Below are 15,174 nucleotides of genomic sequence, written 5' to 3'. Positions count from 1 at the left end.
CCGGGAGTCGTCAGGCGGCGGGTGTCAGGGCGCGGAAGAACGCGTCCCGTCCGAAGGTGGCCTTCAACAACGCGTGGTCGGAGACCTCGCGTATGTCGTCGTCGGCGATGGCCTCGAAGGAGAGCAGGGCCGGTGCGAGGACCGGGCTGAAGTAGATCCTGTCGATCCGCTGCATCGGCCCTTGGTCCTTGCGCCAGAGGCTTGCTGTGGGGTCGAGGGCTCCCGGCTGCTTGAGCGGCAGGGTGGTGGCCGCGTAGTGCCCGGCCTCGATGAAAACTTGGTGGCCGCCAGCGAGGATCTCGTCGGGCAGGGTGTCGGGCACGCGCCGGCCGTCGCGTTCGATGGTCCGGTGCTCGAAGTGAGACGCGTCCGCGGTGTGCTGCCAGTCCGGGAGGGCCGCCAGCTCCATCTCGGTGTGAGGGTAGGAGTTCATGTCCCCGCCGATCAGCGCCACCCGGCCCGGTGACCCCAGGGCGGTGAGACGTTTTGCTTCACGGGCCCGGCTGGCCGGGTCGTAGAAGGACAGGTGGACGGAAGCCAACGAGAGCGCCTGCGCGCTCGGCCGACCGGCGCGGTCCTTGAGGCGGACCAGCGGGTTGCAGAACGCGCGCCCGGCGGGAGCAGGCGCGTAGAGCGCCTCCACCTGGAACAGCTCGTTGGACAGGAAGACGCCGTTGGGGTTGCGCGACTCCGGCGTGACGGGAGCCATGTACGCGGACAGACCGAGTCGGTTGCCCTCCTCGTACAGTTCCCGGCCGCCGTCGGCGTCGGCGCCGGTCAGTTCCTGTCGGAAGACGAGGTCGGGCTTGTGTTCGGCGAGGATGTCGTACGCGCGGTGGCGGCGGTGGTCGGATCCGTCCTTCAGGTCGTGACCGTTGTGCTCGACGTTCCAGCACAAGACGGTGACGACGTCCTGCTCGGCTTCGGTGTCCGTGGTCAAGGGATCTCTCCGAGTGAAGTGATGTGGCGGACGAACGGGTGGGGCTGCCGGGCGGGCCGAGTGGTGTGCCCTGCCCGGCAGTCCCTTGGTCAGGCGGCGGTCGGTTCCGGCGAGAGGCGGACGGACATCTCCTGGAAGCCGTTGGCGACGAAGGACTCCTGGTGGCGAGGGGCCTGACCGGGGTCGGTGAGCGCCAGGTTGGGGAAGGTCGAGAACAGGGCTTGGAGTGCGATATCGGCCTCCATGCGTGCCAAGGGTGCGCCGAGGCAGATGTGCGGTCCGTGGCCGAAGGCCAGGTGCTTCTTGTCGCTTCGGGTGGCGTCGAAGGTGTCGGCGTCCGCCCCGTGGACAGCCGGGTCCCGGCCGGCGGCGCCGAAGCCGAGGAGGATGGCGTCCCCTGCCTTGATGAGGACGCCGTCGCTCAGGTCGATGTCCTCGACCGCGTACCTCAGGGGCATGTGCTCGATCGGGCCCTCGGATCGCAGGGTCTCCTCGATCACGTCTGCCCACGTCACCGTTCCGGCGCGGAGCAGAGCGAGTTGGTCGGGGTGGGAGAGGAGGGCGTGGACGGCCTTGAGGATCAGGTTGACGGCCGTTTCCGACCCCGCGCCGACCATGAGGATGCAGGTGCCGATCAACTGTTCCTCGTCGAGTTGGCCTTCGGCGTCCCGGGCGGCGATGAGGTCGCTGGTCATGTCCTGGCCCGGGTGGGCGCGCTTGTCGGCGATGAGGGCGGCCATGCAGGACCGGAGGTCGAGGAAGTCGGCTTGGGCCTGCTCGGGACTGGCCGCGGTGTGCAGTGCGGCGTCGATGACGCGCCGCATCCACGGCCGCAGCTCGGAGGGGACGCCGAACAGGTCGCAGATCACCTCGGTGGGCACCTTGTAGGCGAAGGTGGCACGGAGGTCGACGGAATGTCCCGGCTCGACAGCGATGAGGTCGGTGATCAGCCGGTCGACGATCCGCTGGACCTGCGGGCGCAGGGCTTCGGTCCGCCGCGGCGTGAAGGAGGTGGAGATGAGGCCGCGAAGGCGCCGGTGCTCGGGTCCGTAGGAGTTGAAGGCACTCTCCGGCAGAACCAGGGCGCTCAGCGGCCAGTCCTCGGATATCTCGGCGAGCGCGGGCCAGTGCTGGCGGGGGTCGCGGGACACCCGGCGGTCGCTCGTGAGGGCCTTGATCTGGGCGAAGCGGGTCACCGACCACGCAAGGACGCCACCAGGGAGCGCCACCTGGGTCGCCGGGCCCTGTGCGCGGAGGCCGGCAGCCTCGGCGTGGAGGGCGCTGCCAGTGGGGTCCAGGACGGGGCACTGCCGGAGGGCTGCGGGTTCCATGTCGGAGCTCCAAGGGTCGTGGGTGTGGGTACCGGGTCGGGAACGGCCGGGAAGCGCACGGGCAGGGCGGTGAGGGTGCGGTGGAACGGGCCGGGGCGCCAGGTCAGTGCCGCGGCGTCCAGCTGCACATCGGGCAGCTGGTCGAGCAGCGTTTCGACGGCTACGTCGGCGATGACGCCGGAGAGGTCCTGTGCCGGGCAGACGTGCGGGCCCGCGCTGAACGCCAAGTGGGCGTGGTTGGCGGCGCGCCGCCCTGTTGTTCCCGGTCCGTCGGCGCCGAGCTGGGCGTTGGCCGCGGCGAGGCTGATGAGGACCGGGACGCCCGGGGGTATGTCGAACTCCCGTCCGTGGCGATCGCGGAGGCGGTACGAAGAAGTCGCGTAGTGGAAGCAGAAGTTCGACATGGGCGATTTGGACCAGAGCACGTCGTTGAGTGCGTCCCCGATGGTCAGGCTGCCGCCGGACAGGTCGCCGGCGAACCGGTCGTCGGTGAGCATCACCATGAGGGTGCTGGAGATCCACGCGGTCATCGGGACCGTTCCGGCTCCGATGAGGACGACGAGCTGGTGGACCATCTCCTCGTCGCTGAGCCCGAATGGGTGTTCCAGCATCCAGGACGTGAGGTCCGCGCCGGGGCGCTCGCGCTTGGCTGCGATCAGCTGGCCCAGGAGACCGGCCAAGCGGGCTCCGCCGGCCTGCGCCGCCGCGGGCTCGGCGTCGATCATCTGGGCGCAGGCTGCGGCCATGTCCTCCACCCACTCGTCGGGGCAGCCGAAGAGCTGGGTGAACACCAACACCGGCAGACGGTCGGCGTACTCGGCGACCAGGTCAGCTCTGCCAGCCGCCGCGACCCGCCGGATCAGGCCGATCGCGCTGCGCTGGACGAAGCCGCGCAGCCGGTGTGCGTCGACCCGGGCCAGGCTGTCGTCGACGGCCTGGCGCAGCCGCAAGTGCCGGTCGGCGTCGGCGAAGAGCAAGGACGGGCGCCACGCCATCATCGGCAGCACCTCGTTGTCCGAGGGAACCAGCCCCTGGCGAAGCGCCTCCCAACGGCGGGCATCCTTGCTGAAGTAGGGGCTGCGCAGAACCTCGAGCGCGCAGCTGTAGTCCGTGACCACGATGCTCTGGACGCCGGGGGCGAGCTCGACCCAGGAGGCGGGCCCCTGCTGGTTGAGGAACTGGTAGGTGGCCTCGGGCTCGGCCGCGAAGTACGGCCCGTACAGGGCCGGCAGCCCAGTGGGCGCAGATGGCTGGTGGGCCGGGCAGCCGGGCGGCGGCACGGCGGCGTGGGCGGGCGGGTACGAGGTCACACGGACTCCTGGATACGGGTACGCAGGTGCTTGACGAGGGTGATCAATGCGCTGACGACTTCCGCCCGGTCGCGGGCGTCGCATATGACCAGAGGCGTCTCGGGTTCCAGGTCGAGGGCCTCGCGCAGTTCTTCCTCGGGAATCTCGGGCGAGTCGGAGAAGACGTTGAGGACCACGACGTACGGAAGTCCGCGCTGCTCGACCAGGCTCATCGCCTCGAAGGAGGCGTCGAGCCGTCGGCAGTCCGCCAGGATCAGGACCCCGTAGGCGCCCTTGGCGAGCTCGTTCCAGATGTGGGCGAACCGGTCCTGGCCCGGCGTGCCGAACAGGTACAGGGCTACGTCGTCGCCGAGCGTGAGCCGTCCGAAGTCCAGGGCCACCGTGGTGGTGGTCTTGCCGTGGATTCCGGCCAGGCTGTCGACCGCTGCGCCTGCCTGCGTCATGACCTCTTCGGTCCGCAGCGGCGTGATCTCGCTGACGGCGCCGATCAGGGTGGTCTTGCCGACCCCGAAGGGCCCCACCACTAGGATCTTCGCGGTGTTCTCGACGGATTCCCGAACATAGATGCCGTCATAGACGCTCGAGGCCATGCAGCACCTTCTCCATCAGTTCGTGGTCGGGCAGGGCTGCCTTGGGCGGGGGGCGGCGTGCGATCACGTGGCCGGAGTCGATCAGGTCGCCGACAAGCACCTTGGTGACCGTCATCGGGAGCTGGGTTCGGGAGGCCACCTCCGCGATGGAGAGATGGCCTCCCAGACACAGCTCGACGATGCTCGCCAGCTCCGGCCCCAGGCCGTTCAGCGGGCGGTCGCCGGTGGAGACCACGAGGGTGACCACGTCCAGGGCCGGTGCGTTGCGGGACGGCGCGGAGCGGCCCCCCGTGATGACGTACTGCCGCACCATGTCGGTGCGCGTGCGCCTGGGCGTCATGTCGAGCTGCCGTCTTCCTGGCGCGGCGCGCTCACCATCTCCTGGCCGAGCTGGCCGACGACGGTGTACATCGTGGTGGCCACCACCGCGATGTCCGCGTCGCGGGAGGTGGCCACCGCCAGGTAAGTGCCGTCGGCCGCGCTGATCATGATGACGTAGCCGTCGCCGAACTCCATCAGGCTCTGCTGCCAGGAGTCGGGGCGCGACCTGCAGAATTCCGCCGTGGCGCCGCTCGTGGACCTGACCCCGGAAAGGGCTGCGGCCACCCGGTCGGCCGCAGCCTCGTTCATCCCCTCCGAACAGGCTCGGAGCAGGCCGTCTTCGCTCACCAGCATCGCGTCGTGGACCTCCGGCTGATCCAGGATCTGGTTGAGCATCCAGGCCAGCCGCCTGCTCTCGTTCTTCACGGCGTCGGTCATGCGGGGGTGTTCCCTTCATCGGTTGGGTGGCCTTGGCTGCGGCCGGCCTGCGTGCCGCGCAGGAAGGCGTCGAAGGGCGCGGCGGCCTGCTCGGGGGTTCGGATCCTGGTCGGCGGCTCGACTGCTGCTGGGCCTTCGGTCGGCGCGTGGCGTCGTCGCTTGGGCAGGCCGTGAGCCGTGGATCCCGCTGGTTCGGCTGCCACCTGGACGTTGGCCGGGGCTGGCGGGGGAGCTGCTGCGGTGCGGGGTCGTTGAGGCATCGCGTCGGTGAGCGTGGCGCTGGGCAGGTAGACCACGGCGCGCACCCCTCCGTACGGGGACGGGGTGTCGACCGACGCGGTGAAGCCGTAGCGCCTGGCCAGGGCCCCGATGACGGGGAACCCGATCTTCGGCGGGTCGCCGAGGCGGGTGACGTCGATGGGGTGCTCGCCGGACAAGAAGTGGCGGGCCCGCTCTCGCGCGCCGGGCGGCAGGCTGACACCGGCGTCGTCGATGACGATCGACAGGCCGTTGTGGGCCTGCTGGAACTGCACCTGCACCACGGTGTCGGGGTGGGAGTAGCGGGTGGCGTTCTCCAGGAGTTCGGCGAGTGCGATCACGAGACCTTCGACCGAGCGGCCGATCACCGCCCGGTTGCTCTCCGGCTGGGTGATCTGAACGCGGCGGTAGTCGAGGATGCGCCCGACCGCGCCGCGGACCACGTCGTAGGCCGGCGTGGGGTCGTGCTGCTTTCCCGGCCAGGCGCCACAGGCCACGGCGAGCGACTGGGTGCGCCGCAGGACTTGGCCCGTCGTGTGGTCGAACACCATCAAGTCGGCAACGACCTCCGGGGAGTCATGCCGGTTGATCATGTCTGTGACCGCCACCTGTTGCCCGTTCACCAGGCTCTGGAGGGTGCGGGTGACCGCGAGCAGCGTTCCCTGACTCACCTGACCGGCGCGATCCCTCGCCTCCGCCAGGGCGCGCACCATCTGCTCCTCCGCCGTGCGCAGGTGCTTGGTGAAGTCCTCGAGCGGAGGCCGCCCGGGGGGAAGGGGCTGGCCCTGGGAGATGGCGTGGACGATCGCCGGCAGTCGCGTGTCGTTCAACTCGGCCAAGGCCGCGTCGCGCGACTGGATTTGAGCCGAGGCAGTCGCGCTCTGCTCGCGCAACTGTCGCTTGGTCCTGGCCAGGCGGCGTCCGATCAGCGCGGCCGCCAGCACGAGGGCCGCATCCACGCCCCATGGAGCCGCATCCGCTATGTCGTTGATCATCGAGTCCTCGCGGGCAGGTAGGGAACGAATGCATGGGAACGGGAGACCGGCAGCGGACCGCCGTGGGGCGAGCCGGCCCTTGGCCGTTCAGCCGGCGGCCGGCGCGCGTGGTCAGCAGGCCGCATGAGCCCGGCGGTGCGTCGTTCTCAGGCTGTGAACGGCATGGAACAGCTGCCGAGCATCGGTCAGGCGGGGCCCCTCACCGTCCGGAGGCAGCAGCCACAACTGGCCGGGGCACTCCCGTGACGTCTCCGGGCACCATGCGGTGGCCCGGCGAACGGTCAGGAGCCCGTGTGTGGGCAGTCCTTCGGGCCAGGGTGAAACCAGCATGTTCACCATCCGGTGGCCACCGCAGTGGAGGACCGGCCCGACGGGGCACCCTGCTCCTCTGAGCGAGTGAAGGACCGCCATGCCCAGGCCCTGGTTCAAGGTCACCGTGTTCCAGCCGTAGTAACCAAGCCCCTTCACCGGCGCGTTCGGGTGCAAGGTGGGCAGGAGCCGCCAGAGAGCGTCGGGGCCATGCAGCACGGGGAACCGGCCCTGCTCAGCGACGGTGCCGGTGATGCGCGGGAGCGTCTGTGTGGTCATGGCCAACAGGTCCGGATCTCTCATTGGTCGGGGCGTCGTAGTGGTGCGGCAGCGGCGACGGCTTTCGCGTTGCCGCCGTCATCAGCGTTTCGCCTGGCGTGTGGCGTCGGTACGCCATTCGTCTGCCACTTCACTGCCACTTGCGTCGGGGCCTGGTCGCTTTGGGGTGATCTCGAATGGATTGAGTAGCCGGGAGGGTCTGGTGCCCGAGAGCACGCCCCGGGCTCGCATTCCGGTCCGGCGGGGAAGTGGCAGTGGAGTGGCAGGCCCGTGGCGTACCGACGCCATCGCGGCCACGCGAGGCTGGGCCGTGGCCGCTGTCGAGCGGCGACTGCTATCTACGGCCTGGGAGTGTGACCTTCAGTGGGGAAGATCGTCTTATTTGCCGGCGTGGACCCGCTAGCCACCGGCGAGTCCGACTACCCCTGGCACCCGCTGTCCGTGCTGACGGTCGGCACCGCCTTGCGGGCCGCCGGGCACGAACCGGTAATCATCGACTGCCAGATCGAACCGGACTGGCGCAAGAAGCTGGTGGACGAGGCCAAGGACGCCCTCTACGTCGGGGTTTCGTGCATGACGGGCCCGAGCATCGGCAACGTGCTGGACGCGATCGGCACGGTGCGCGAGCACGCACCGGGCGTACCTGTGGTGTGGGGCGGCTACCACGCCTCGCTCGCCTACCGGGGGATCCTGCGGGAACGCTGGGTGGACGTGGTCGTCCTCGGACCAGGCGAAGCCGCGGCCGTGGCGCTGGCCGAGCTGGCCGAGCGGGAAGGCGGTCTCGCCAATTCCGATTCGCTCGCGGCCATCCCGAATCTGGCCTACCGGGACGGAAGGCGCGAGATCTCACTGCGCGGTGCGGTGGCGGACCGGATCCTGGAAACCCCGTACGGCGCGCTGGCGGATATGAGCAGCGTTCCGCCCCTGGACTACACCCTGATCCCTGTCACCGCGTACTACACCGACAGGGTCCGGGATCTGAGCTACCTCACGTCCTGGGGCTGTCCGCATCCCTGCGGGTTCTGTAGCGAGCCGAAGACCAGCCTGCGCCGCTGGAAAGGGCTGCCACCGAAGCGAGTCGTCGACGAGGTCGAGGCGCTGTGGAGGACCTACGCGCCGGACCAGATCAGCCTGATGGACCCGAACTTCTCGACCAACACCCAGCGGGTGATCGGCATCGTCGAGGAGATGGAGCGGCGCGGCCTGTGCATCCAGTTACGGGCAAACATGCGGGCCAAGGACATCGTGAATCTCGCCGGGCACATCGACCTCGAACGGCTCCGGAAGGTCGGCTTCAGTGCGATCTTCGTCGGCTGCGAATCAGGGTCCGACCGGATGCTGGAGTTGATGACGAAGAACGCGACGGTCCAGCACACGATCGACGGCTGCCGGATGCTGTCGGCGGCCGGCATCGTCCAGCTCACCAGCTGGATCCACGACCTTCCACAGGAGACCGACGAGGACAGCGACCTCACGTTCGGTCTCGTCAAGGACCTTGCCCAGCTCCCGCACAACGAGCAGAAGCATCACTTCTTCACGCCGTTCCCGGCCACCGACATGTACGAGGCGCTCTTCGGCGCCAGCGAGGACGACGGGCGCAGCCAGCGCGACTGGGCCCGCAGCGACACCTACTCCGGGAGCGCGATCTGGTCGGGCCGGCCCGACTTCCGCCGCCGGGTGCTGGGGCGGCTCCTGGACCTCCGGGAGCAACACCCCGACGTCCTCGTCCGGTCGCTTCCCCGCCTCATGGAGGTCTGAGCAGCCCGGCAGCGGAACAACCGTGCTGGGGGCGCGCGTTCGGCGCGCCGCGATTGGTGCCGACCGCTCCTCACCTCTACGGTAGGAATCCCACATCTTGTGGTCATCGAACGTCAGATGCCCATAGGTTGTGGGCGTCAGCCCTGTTATGCCCTTTTCGACCACCCAGAGGACACATTCGATGGCGGACCGAACCGTTGACGGCATGGCGCGTACGCAGAGGAGCGGGGAGCACCCCCTTGGACAGGTACCCCCGCGGTCCCCGAGGCGTCTGAAGTCGACGACACGGTCGTTCAACGTCGGCGAGGGGAAGGGCTACCTCACGGTCGCCTGCACCGAGGACGGCCGCCCTGCCGCAGTCACGATCTTCATGGCCAAGCAGGGTTCGACCATGGCGGGTCTGATGGACGGCTTCAGCACGACCATCACCCAGGGCCTGCGGCACCAGGTCCCGCTGGAGGTGTTCGTCCGCGAGTACGTCAGCATGCGCTTCGAGCCCGCGGGCCTGACCAACGACCCCGAGATCAAGCAGGCCACGTCCGTCCTGGACTACGTCGGCCGGCGCCTGGCGCTCGACTACCTGCCCTACGACACCCGGGTGGAGTTCGGCGTGCTGACGGCCGACGAACGCGCGGCCAAGGAACTCCAGGACAGCGTGGGCGACGCGGCGTGGACCGACATGATCGGCCTGGCGATGTCCGCGCCGACCGTCACGAGCCCCCGCCGAGGCTGAGGACGCGACAAGGAGGGGCCGACCCGCGATGCGTTCGCGGGTCGGCCCCTTCGCCTGTGCCAGGCCGTGTGGACCGCGATCAGTCGCCCGTCCACGTGAGCGCGGTCTCGATCGCGGCGTCCACGTCGGGCACGAGGGTGACTTCGGGGAGCATGTCGAAGGAACAGCTCGGCTCCCCCACGTAGATGACCGGGATGCCGGCGGCCAGCGCGCATCCGATTTCCACGCTCAGCCCCGCGCTGCGTCTGCTGAACCCCATGGCGATCAGCACCTTGGAGCGGCGGACGTCGTCCAGGCACAACCGGGCGGCGAGCCGGTTGAGCGCTATCCCCGCATCGAACTGGCAGCTGGGCCGGGTGAGCGGGTCGAGGTCGAGCCACCGCGAGGTGGAGTGCAGCGGCGCGGGCAGGCTGTCGCGGAGCCGGCGGATTTCGTTGCGGTGGCGGAGCGTGGCCGCGAGGTAGACGGGGACGGCCTCCGGAGGGACGGGCTCGCTGTGCAGGATCCGGTTCGGGTCCGCGGCGCGCAGGCGGGCTGGACCCGGCCGGGGCGAGAAGCGGTTGCCTGCGGTGGTCCGTCCAGCCCCGTAGGGCGTGATCGGACTGTAGGCGTGGCTGAGGTCCTCGTGCAGCAGGGGCATCCCGATGAGTCTGCGCCGTTCGTCGACCTTCCCGTAGGCGCCGTCGAGCGGGTAGAGGAAGCGGGGTTCCTCGTCGCGGACGAGCACGAAGGTGCCGTAGCGCTGGGGTTGTCCGTGCAAGGACTGGACACGGTCGTCCAGCAACGCCAGGTGCCGGCCGTCGATAAGCCGGGTGGTGACGTTGCGGGTTGCTTCGAAGAGGAGTTCGTCTCTGCGCTCGCCCGCGAGATCCGCGTGCTGCATCAGCAGCCAGACCGCGTCCACGGCGGCGGGATCGTTCCGGTCGAGCCTCGGCCAGTGATGCCGGGCGACCGCGTCGATCACTTCTGCGGTGGCGTCGGCGGACGCCTCCAGGTAGAGCGCGAGGTCCTCGGTGGCGCCTGCCAGCTCGGGGGCCAGGGCCGGCAGGAGGGTGAGCGGCTGGGGCCACTCGGGGTAACCGAGGGCTTTGCCGATCTTGTCGTCCAGGGCCGGGTCGACGAACAGGGAGGCCAGAGCACTCTCCAGGAGGAGTTGCTCTCGCTCGGCGACCTGGGTGAGGTGCTGCCAGATACCGGGACTGGTGGCAGGGGCTCGGGGGGCGATGACGAGTTCCTCGCTGACAGGAGCGGCAGCACGTCGTGCCTGCTCAAGGTGGGTACGGGCGGCGGTGGTGTCCAGCTTGCCCGCCTCGGTGCGCGGGATGGCGGCGACCCGCACGATCGTCCGCGGAACCTTGAAGTCCGCGAGCTGGCCGCGGGCGTAGCGGCGTACGCCCTCCACCTCGCCACCGACCGCCAGGTGTAGGAGAGCGCCCAGGGTGTGGCCGCGTACGGGGTGAACCAGCGGTATGACGGCGGCGTCCAGGACGTCGGGGTGGGCCAGCAGCACGCGGGTGATCTCGGGAAGGTAGACCTTCTCCCCGCCGAGGTTGACGCACTCGCTGTCCCTGCCGAGCAGGACGATGCGGCGTTCCGCGACCAGACGGGCGTGGTCTCCGGAGAGCAGGTACGTCGTGCCGTCGCTGACGCGAAAGCGCTTCGCCGGAAGGCCGCCCGTGGGGTGGATGCCGAGGGGGTGGGGCGCGGCGACGGCCAGGAGGCCGTCTTGGCCGACGGACACGGGAGTCCCGTCGCCCCGCAGTACGGCGGCATGGGCGCCGAGATCGAAGGTCCCGGTGGCCGGCACGAACTCGAATGTGGCGGTGGAGGAGCCGATGCCGGTGGCTTCGGTGGCGCCGAGCGTCTCGATGAGCCGTGCGTGGGGCAGGGCGTCGAGGAGACTGCGCTTGACCTGCTGGCTCCACGCGGCACCGGATGAGGTGATGGTGGTCAGGTGCGAGAGGTCCCAGCGGCCGGGCCGGCGGTGCAGGGCGGTGGCGAGGGGGCGTGCGAGGGGGTCGCCCACGATGGCGAGGGTGTCGGCGCGGTGCTGGGCGACGGTGTCCCAGATGGCGGAGGGGCCGGGCTCCGGGACGGTGATCACCGTGCCGCCGGCACACAGTGCGCCCAGGGCGCGAGTCTGCCCTGAGCCGTGCATGAGCGGGCTCGCCACGACCAGTCGGGCATCCGCAACGGCGATCGAGCCCGAGGTCTCCATGCTGCTGCGGCGCAGCCACGGATTGTGGGCGTTGAGATTGCCGGCAAGATCACCCACCCGCCAGCGGATCGCGGCGGGTCCGCCGGTCGTGCCGCCGGTGCACTTGATGAAGATGTCGTCCGGCGAGGACGCCCAGGCATCGTCCGAGCCGACGGACCTCTGGGCGCTCAGGATCCGCTCCAGCGATTGCGTCCAGGCGGGAAGGTCCTGCGGGCCCGTGGCGATCCACGTCCGGCATCCGGGTAGTCCGGCGCGGGCGGCAGACATCTCGGTGAGCTGTTCCGGTGCCAGGAAGACGACGCTCGGCGTGAGCAAGGTGAAAATGCCGTCAAGTTCGCGGGCCCGGTAGCGGTAGTTGATGTTGGCGGGTACGACGCCGATGCGCAGGCAGGCGGCGAGGCAGACAAGATGCTCCGGCCGGTTGGGCAGCGCCAGCGCGGCGACGTCCCCGCGGCCGAGGCCCCGGCTGCGGAGATGCGAGGCCAACGTGGCGGCCTGGGCGTCGAACTGCTGCCAGGTCACCGTGCTGCCGCCGTGGATGAGGGCGGGGCGCTCCGGATGGTCTGCGGCGATACGCCGCCACAGGCTCGCGAAGTCGAGACCGGCGCTCACCTGGGTGTCCCGGCCCGGGACGCTGTTGCCCGGCGGGCCGCCGGCCTGACGGTGGTGAGGTCGTCGACGGTGGCGCGCATCAGTTCGGGGAACGGGTGGGCCTGCCAGTCCCATGCCGCGTCCTCGATCTGCGGATCGAGCCGGGCCACGACCTCCCGCAGCCGGATCCGGGGGAAGACATCGTTGGGAACGGGGTGGCACGTCAAGGTGCCGGTCTGGTCCCGCACGGTGATGTAGGAGGTGTCCGGGCCGCGGGGGACCTGGGCGTAGCTGGCGATCTCGTATCCCGGGACCCGTGCGGCGAGCCATTCGCCGAGGTCGGCGGTGCTGGGCAGCATGTGCAGATGGCCATGGCAGATGCGTCGCCCGGCGGGGAGGTTGAGGCCGTACTCGAAGGTGAGGATCGGCCGTCGGTAGACCTGGTGCAGCTGGTCGGCAAGGTTGTGGGCCAGGCCCTCCAGCCCCTCCAGTTCGTCGTCGTTCAGCTGTCCGAGCGAGAGGACGTGGGTGGTGGGCACCACGAGCAGGTAGCCGGGGACGAAGGCGCCGATGGTTGGCACCGCCGCGGCGTACTCGCTCGCGGCGACGACGCGTTGCTGACCGGCATGGAGATGGCGTTGCAGAGTGCAGTCGTCGACGTCCGGGTTGATGGCCTGGCACAGGTCACAGTCGGGCATGTCCTTCTCGCAGGGTCGTGTGATCGGGAGCTGTGATCCGGCGCAGCTCGATGGCGTGGGGCCGCTGAGGTGGTGTCAGCCGCTGGGCACACCAGGTGCGCAGGACCGATGGGGTGAGGGCCGGGTCCTCGGTGTGCACGACGGCGGACAGCACGGACCCGAACCGGGCGTGGGGGCTGACACGGACTTCGCACTTTCGTACGGCGGGGTGAGCGGACAGGGTGTCGTGGGTCTCGGCAACGGCGACCTTGACGCCCGCCACGATGGCGCGGCCGGGGACGGCCACGTCGGTGACCTCGATGCGGTCGGTGTCCTTGATGCGTTTGCCGAGGTCGCCGACGCTCTGCCACTCGGACCGGCCGGTGCACGGCTGGTCGGTGCGGTGGGAGATGAGTCCGGCCTGGCTGCGGCCCTCGATGGTTCCCTGGGTGCCGGCCGCTACGGGCCAGCGGCTGGGATCGACGATTCGTAGTTCGGCGCCGGGCAGTGGAGATCCCCCGGCGCCGCGAGAGGTGTACGGGCTGAAGGTCCCGTCGTAGAGGGTGGTCCCGTAGTACTCCGCGACGCGCTCGGGCCCCAGGGCGGCGGCCAGGCGGTGGTGCAGCTGGGGAGGGCACGGGGCCGAGGAGTGCAGGAGCAGACGCAGCGAGGAGCAGGCGCTGTGGAATTCCCGGGGCGGGCATGCGTCCCAGACCTGCTGGATCTGCGTCGGCACCAGGAACGCCCAGTCCGGCTTGTGCCCGCGGACACTCTCCAGCCACTGCTCGGCCTCGAAGCGGGGGGCGAGGATGATGCAGCCGCCGAGGAGCAGCTGGCGCAGCGCGAACTCGAAGGGCCCGTTCAGGTACATGGGGGCGGCAAAGAGGGCACGGCCACCGGGCCGCATGCCCAAGGCGCGGGCCTTGCGCGGGGCGGTGGGCGATTCGCCGTGCGTCAGGACCGGAATCTGGCCGTGACCCGACACGGCCAGGACCGCTTTCCACGGCCGACAGCCGTCTCTCCTCGCCGCCTGCACGGCGTGCAGTGCTGCGGTGTCGGGCACACGGGCGGGCAGCACCAACGGTGTGCGCCCCACCATGAGGGCGGCACACACCTGGATGAAGAACGCGGCGCTCGGCGTGGCGCGAAGGACCGTAACGCCCGCGCCGTGATCGGGATGGGTCTCCAGTTCCTGAGCCTGCCGGGCGGCGGTGAGGTAGAGGTCGCGGAAACTCGTCGTGCCGTGGCGGTCGATGATGGCGGGGTAGTTGGGCCGCTGGCGGGCGGTGCGGTGGAGTTTGCCGACGATGTCCGCGTGCCACGGTTGCACGGTCATACGGCGGGGGCCGGCTCGGGAGCGGCCGGCGGCTTCCAGGAGGTGGCGAGTTGCTGCTGCTGGTCGTCGCTGAGCCATCCGAAGCGGAGGCACTCGTCGGCCTCTGAGGCCCGACGGCCGCGGTAGTGGGGGAAGGTGACCCACGACCGGAGAAGGTGACGGGGCTCGGCGGGGGGCTGCGGGTCGCGGTAGGCGGTGCGGGAGTGGAGCACGGTGTGGTTGTTGACCAGTTGGAGGTCTCCCGCGCGCAGTTCCATGTCGACGCTGTTCTCGTCGGCGATCTCTTCCAGCAGGTCGAAGGCGGCCATCGCATCCCTCGGGAGCGGGACCTCCGTGACGGCGGGGGTCTCCAGCAGCGTGTGCCGGACGTAGCGGGTGGAGAAACGGCCTCGGTGGAGGGAGAAGACCGGCGATATGAAGGTGGGGGGCAGGCCGGGCACGTTGCCGCCGGCCATGTGGAAGTGGAACGGCTGGTACAGCTCGGCGGTCCACGTCGGGGAAGCGTGCAGCATCTGGTTGTGGACCGTGGCGGCCGAGGCGAGACGGGAGAGCCCTCCGGTCTCGGACGCGGTCAGGCACAGCAGGGCTGCGGCGTCGGCACCGTCGGTGTGGAACCACAGGCGGTCGGCGGTCTGATGGCCGCGCACGGTTGCGTCGCCGAGCACGCGGCCGGTCGCGCGGACGTGCCGGATGAGCTGTCCGTCCCGGCTCTGGGTGGCGATGGGGCCCAGGTAGGTGGCCAGTCCGCGCAGGAGCAGCGCGTTCTGGTGTTCGTCGAGCCGGTCGACGGGCAGCCCGCGCAGCACGGCGAAGCCGCGGCCGTCGGATACCTCGCTTGAGATCGCTTCCAGGATCGAGCCGACGTGGCCCAGCGGGAAGTCCCCGCGGTTGATGTAGCGGCCGGTGAACATGTCCTGGCCGGTGAGCCGGTTCTGCGCGACGGTGAGCGCGTCGATGATCTCGATGGTCTCTTCGCGCGAGAGCGTGTATGTCCAGGCTTCGGGCGAGAAGGTACTTCGGTCCCACAGCGGGGCCTCGTCGGAGGTCAGCCACTTCGGGCGGGGTGTGCGGGCGGAGGTCAGCATGCTGG

The 15,174-nt window shown here is 70.0% G+C and carries 13 protein-coding genes; 2 read left to right on the top strand and 11 right to left on the bottom strand.

Annotation, left to right across the window (positions count from 1 at the left end; all coding sequences use genetic code 11):
- Positions 1-10 precede the first annotated feature (10 nt).
- The 7 genes from LNW73_RS35345 to LNW73_RS35315 all read right to left on the bottom strand — a co-directional run bounded on the left by LNW73_RS35345 (position 11) and on the right by LNW73_RS35315 (position 6,147).
- Positions 11-940: an endonuclease/exonuclease/phosphatase family protein gene (locus LNW73_RS35345; RefSeq protein WP_250993286.1), complete on the bottom strand. Its 930-nt coding sequence runs from the start codon at positions 938-940 to the stop codon at positions 11-13.
- Between the two features lie 89 nt (positions 941-1,029).
- On the bottom strand, positions 1,030-2,136 hold the full coding sequence (locus LNW73_RS35340; RefSeq protein ID WP_250993285.1) for a cytochrome P450 family protein: 1,107 nt from the start codon (positions 2,134-2,136) through the stop codon (positions 1,030-1,032).
- Entirely contained in the window at positions 2,133-3,581 is a 1,449-nt protein-coding gene (locus LNW73_RS36560; protein WP_250993284.1) for a cytochrome P450, read from the bottom strand. The genes LNW73_RS35340 and LNW73_RS36560 overlap by 4 nt, the downstream gene beginning before the upstream one ends.
- Positions 3,578-4,171, bottom strand: coding sequence for a GTP-binding protein (locus LNW73_RS35330; protein WP_250993283.1), 594 nt, complete (start codon positions 4,169-4,171; stop codon positions 3,578-3,580). Before LNW73_RS35330 ends, LNW73_RS36560 begins: the two co-directional genes overlap by 4 nt.
- Positions 4,152-4,511 carry a DUF742 domain-containing protein gene (locus LNW73_RS35325; protein ID WP_250993282.1) on the bottom strand — a complete coding sequence of 120 codons (360 nt, stop codon included), beginning with the start codon at positions 4,509-4,511 and terminating at the stop codon, positions 4,152-4,154. Before LNW73_RS35325 ends, LNW73_RS35330 begins: the two co-directional genes overlap by 20 nt.
- Positions 4,508-4,930 carry a roadblock/LC7 domain-containing protein gene (locus LNW73_RS35320; protein WP_250993281.1) on the bottom strand — a complete coding sequence of 141 codons (423 nt, stop codon included), beginning with the start codon at positions 4,928-4,930 and terminating at the stop codon, positions 4,508-4,510. Before LNW73_RS35320 ends, LNW73_RS35325 begins: the two co-directional genes overlap by 4 nt.
- On the bottom strand, positions 4,927-6,147 hold the full coding sequence (locus tag LNW73_RS35315) for an ATP-binding protein (protein WP_250993280.1): 1,221 nt from the start codon (positions 6,145-6,147) through the stop codon (positions 4,927-4,929). The genes LNW73_RS35320 and LNW73_RS35315 overlap by 4 nt, the downstream gene beginning before the upstream one ends.
- 1,014 nt (positions 6,148-7,161) lie before the next feature.
- Here LNW73_RS35315 and LNW73_RS36555 point away from each other — a divergent pair.
- Both LNW73_RS36555 and LNW73_RS35305 read left to right on the top strand, forming a co-directional pair.
- Entirely contained in the window at positions 7,162-8,529 is a 1,368-nt protein-coding gene (locus LNW73_RS36555) for a B12-binding domain-containing radical SAM protein (RefSeq protein ID WP_250993279.1), read from the top strand.
- Positions 8,530-8,734: 205 nt separating this feature from the next.
- The gene (locus LNW73_RS35305; RefSeq protein WP_250993278.1) at positions 8,735-9,262 is read left to right on the top strand and encodes a TSCPD domain-containing protein; all 528 of its coding nucleotides are present in this window, start codon (positions 8,735-8,737) and stop codon (positions 9,260-9,262) included.
- A gap of 79 nt (positions 9,263-9,341) precedes the next feature.
- Here the strand turns inward: LNW73_RS35305 and LNW73_RS35300 are convergent, their stop codons facing one another.
- The 4 genes from LNW73_RS35300 to LNW73_RS35285 are packed head-to-tail and all read right to left on the bottom strand — an operon-like array spanning position 9,342 to position 15,169.
- A complete protein-coding gene (locus LNW73_RS35300) occupies positions 9,342-12,092 on the bottom strand; it encodes an AMP-binding protein (protein ID WP_250993277.1) in 2,751 nt (916 codons plus the stop codon).
- Positions 12,089-12,769 (bottom strand): HIT family protein, encoded by a 681-nt coding sequence (locus tag LNW73_RS35295; protein WP_250993276.1) that lies wholly within the window; start codon positions 12,767-12,769, stop codon positions 12,089-12,091. The genes LNW73_RS35300 and LNW73_RS35295 overlap by 4 nt, the downstream gene beginning before the upstream one ends.
- Complete coding sequence (locus tag LNW73_RS35290) at positions 12,756-14,084, bottom strand: AMP-binding protein (RefSeq protein WP_250993275.1); 1,329 nt, start codon at positions 14,082-14,084, stop codon at positions 12,756-12,758. The genes LNW73_RS35295 and LNW73_RS35290 overlap by 14 nt, the downstream gene beginning before the upstream one ends.
- The gene (locus LNW73_RS35285; protein ID WP_250993274.1) at positions 14,081-15,169 is read right to left on the bottom strand and encodes a TauD/TfdA family dioxygenase; all 1,089 of its coding nucleotides are present in this window, start codon (positions 15,167-15,169) and stop codon (positions 14,081-14,083) included. Before LNW73_RS35285 ends, LNW73_RS35290 begins: the two co-directional genes overlap by 4 nt.
- Positions 15,170-15,174 lie beyond the last annotated feature (5 nt).

This window comes from Streptomyces sp. RKAG337, from assembly GCF_023701715.1.
Classification (GTDB): Bacteria; Actinomycetota; Actinomycetes; order Streptomycetales; family Streptomycetaceae; genus Actinacidiphila.
This window is presented reverse-complemented; position numbering and strand designations above follow the sequence as displayed.

Excerpts from the sequence above, each read along its gene's own strand:
- LNW73_RS35285 (WP_250993274.1), bottom strand. The coding sequence starts at position 15,169 with ATGCTGACCTCCGCCCGCACACCCCGCCCGAAGTGGCTGACCTCCGAC.
- LNW73_RS35295 (WP_250993276.1), bottom strand. The coding sequence starts at position 12,769 with ATGCCCGACTGTGACCTGTGCCAGGCCATCAACCCGGACGTCGACGAC.
- LNW73_RS35305 (WP_250993278.1), top strand. The coding sequence starts at position 8,735 with ATGGCGCGTACGCAGAGGAGCGGGGAGCACCCCCTTGGACAGGTACCC.
- LNW73_RS35290 (WP_250993275.1), bottom strand. The coding sequence starts at position 14,084 with ATGACCGTGCAACCGTGGCACGCGGACATCGTCGGCAAACTCCACCGC.
- LNW73_RS35325 (WP_250993282.1), bottom strand. The coding sequence starts at position 4,511 with ATGACGCCCAGGCGCACGCGCACCGACATGGTGCGGCAGTACGTCATC.
- LNW73_RS35330 (WP_250993283.1), bottom strand. The coding sequence starts at position 4,171 with ATGGCCTCGAGCGTCTATGACGGCATCTATGTTCGGGAATCCGTCGAG.
- LNW73_RS35320 (WP_250993281.1), bottom strand. The coding sequence starts at position 4,930 with ATGACCGACGCCGTGAAGAACGAGAGCAGGCGGCTGGCCTGGATGCTC.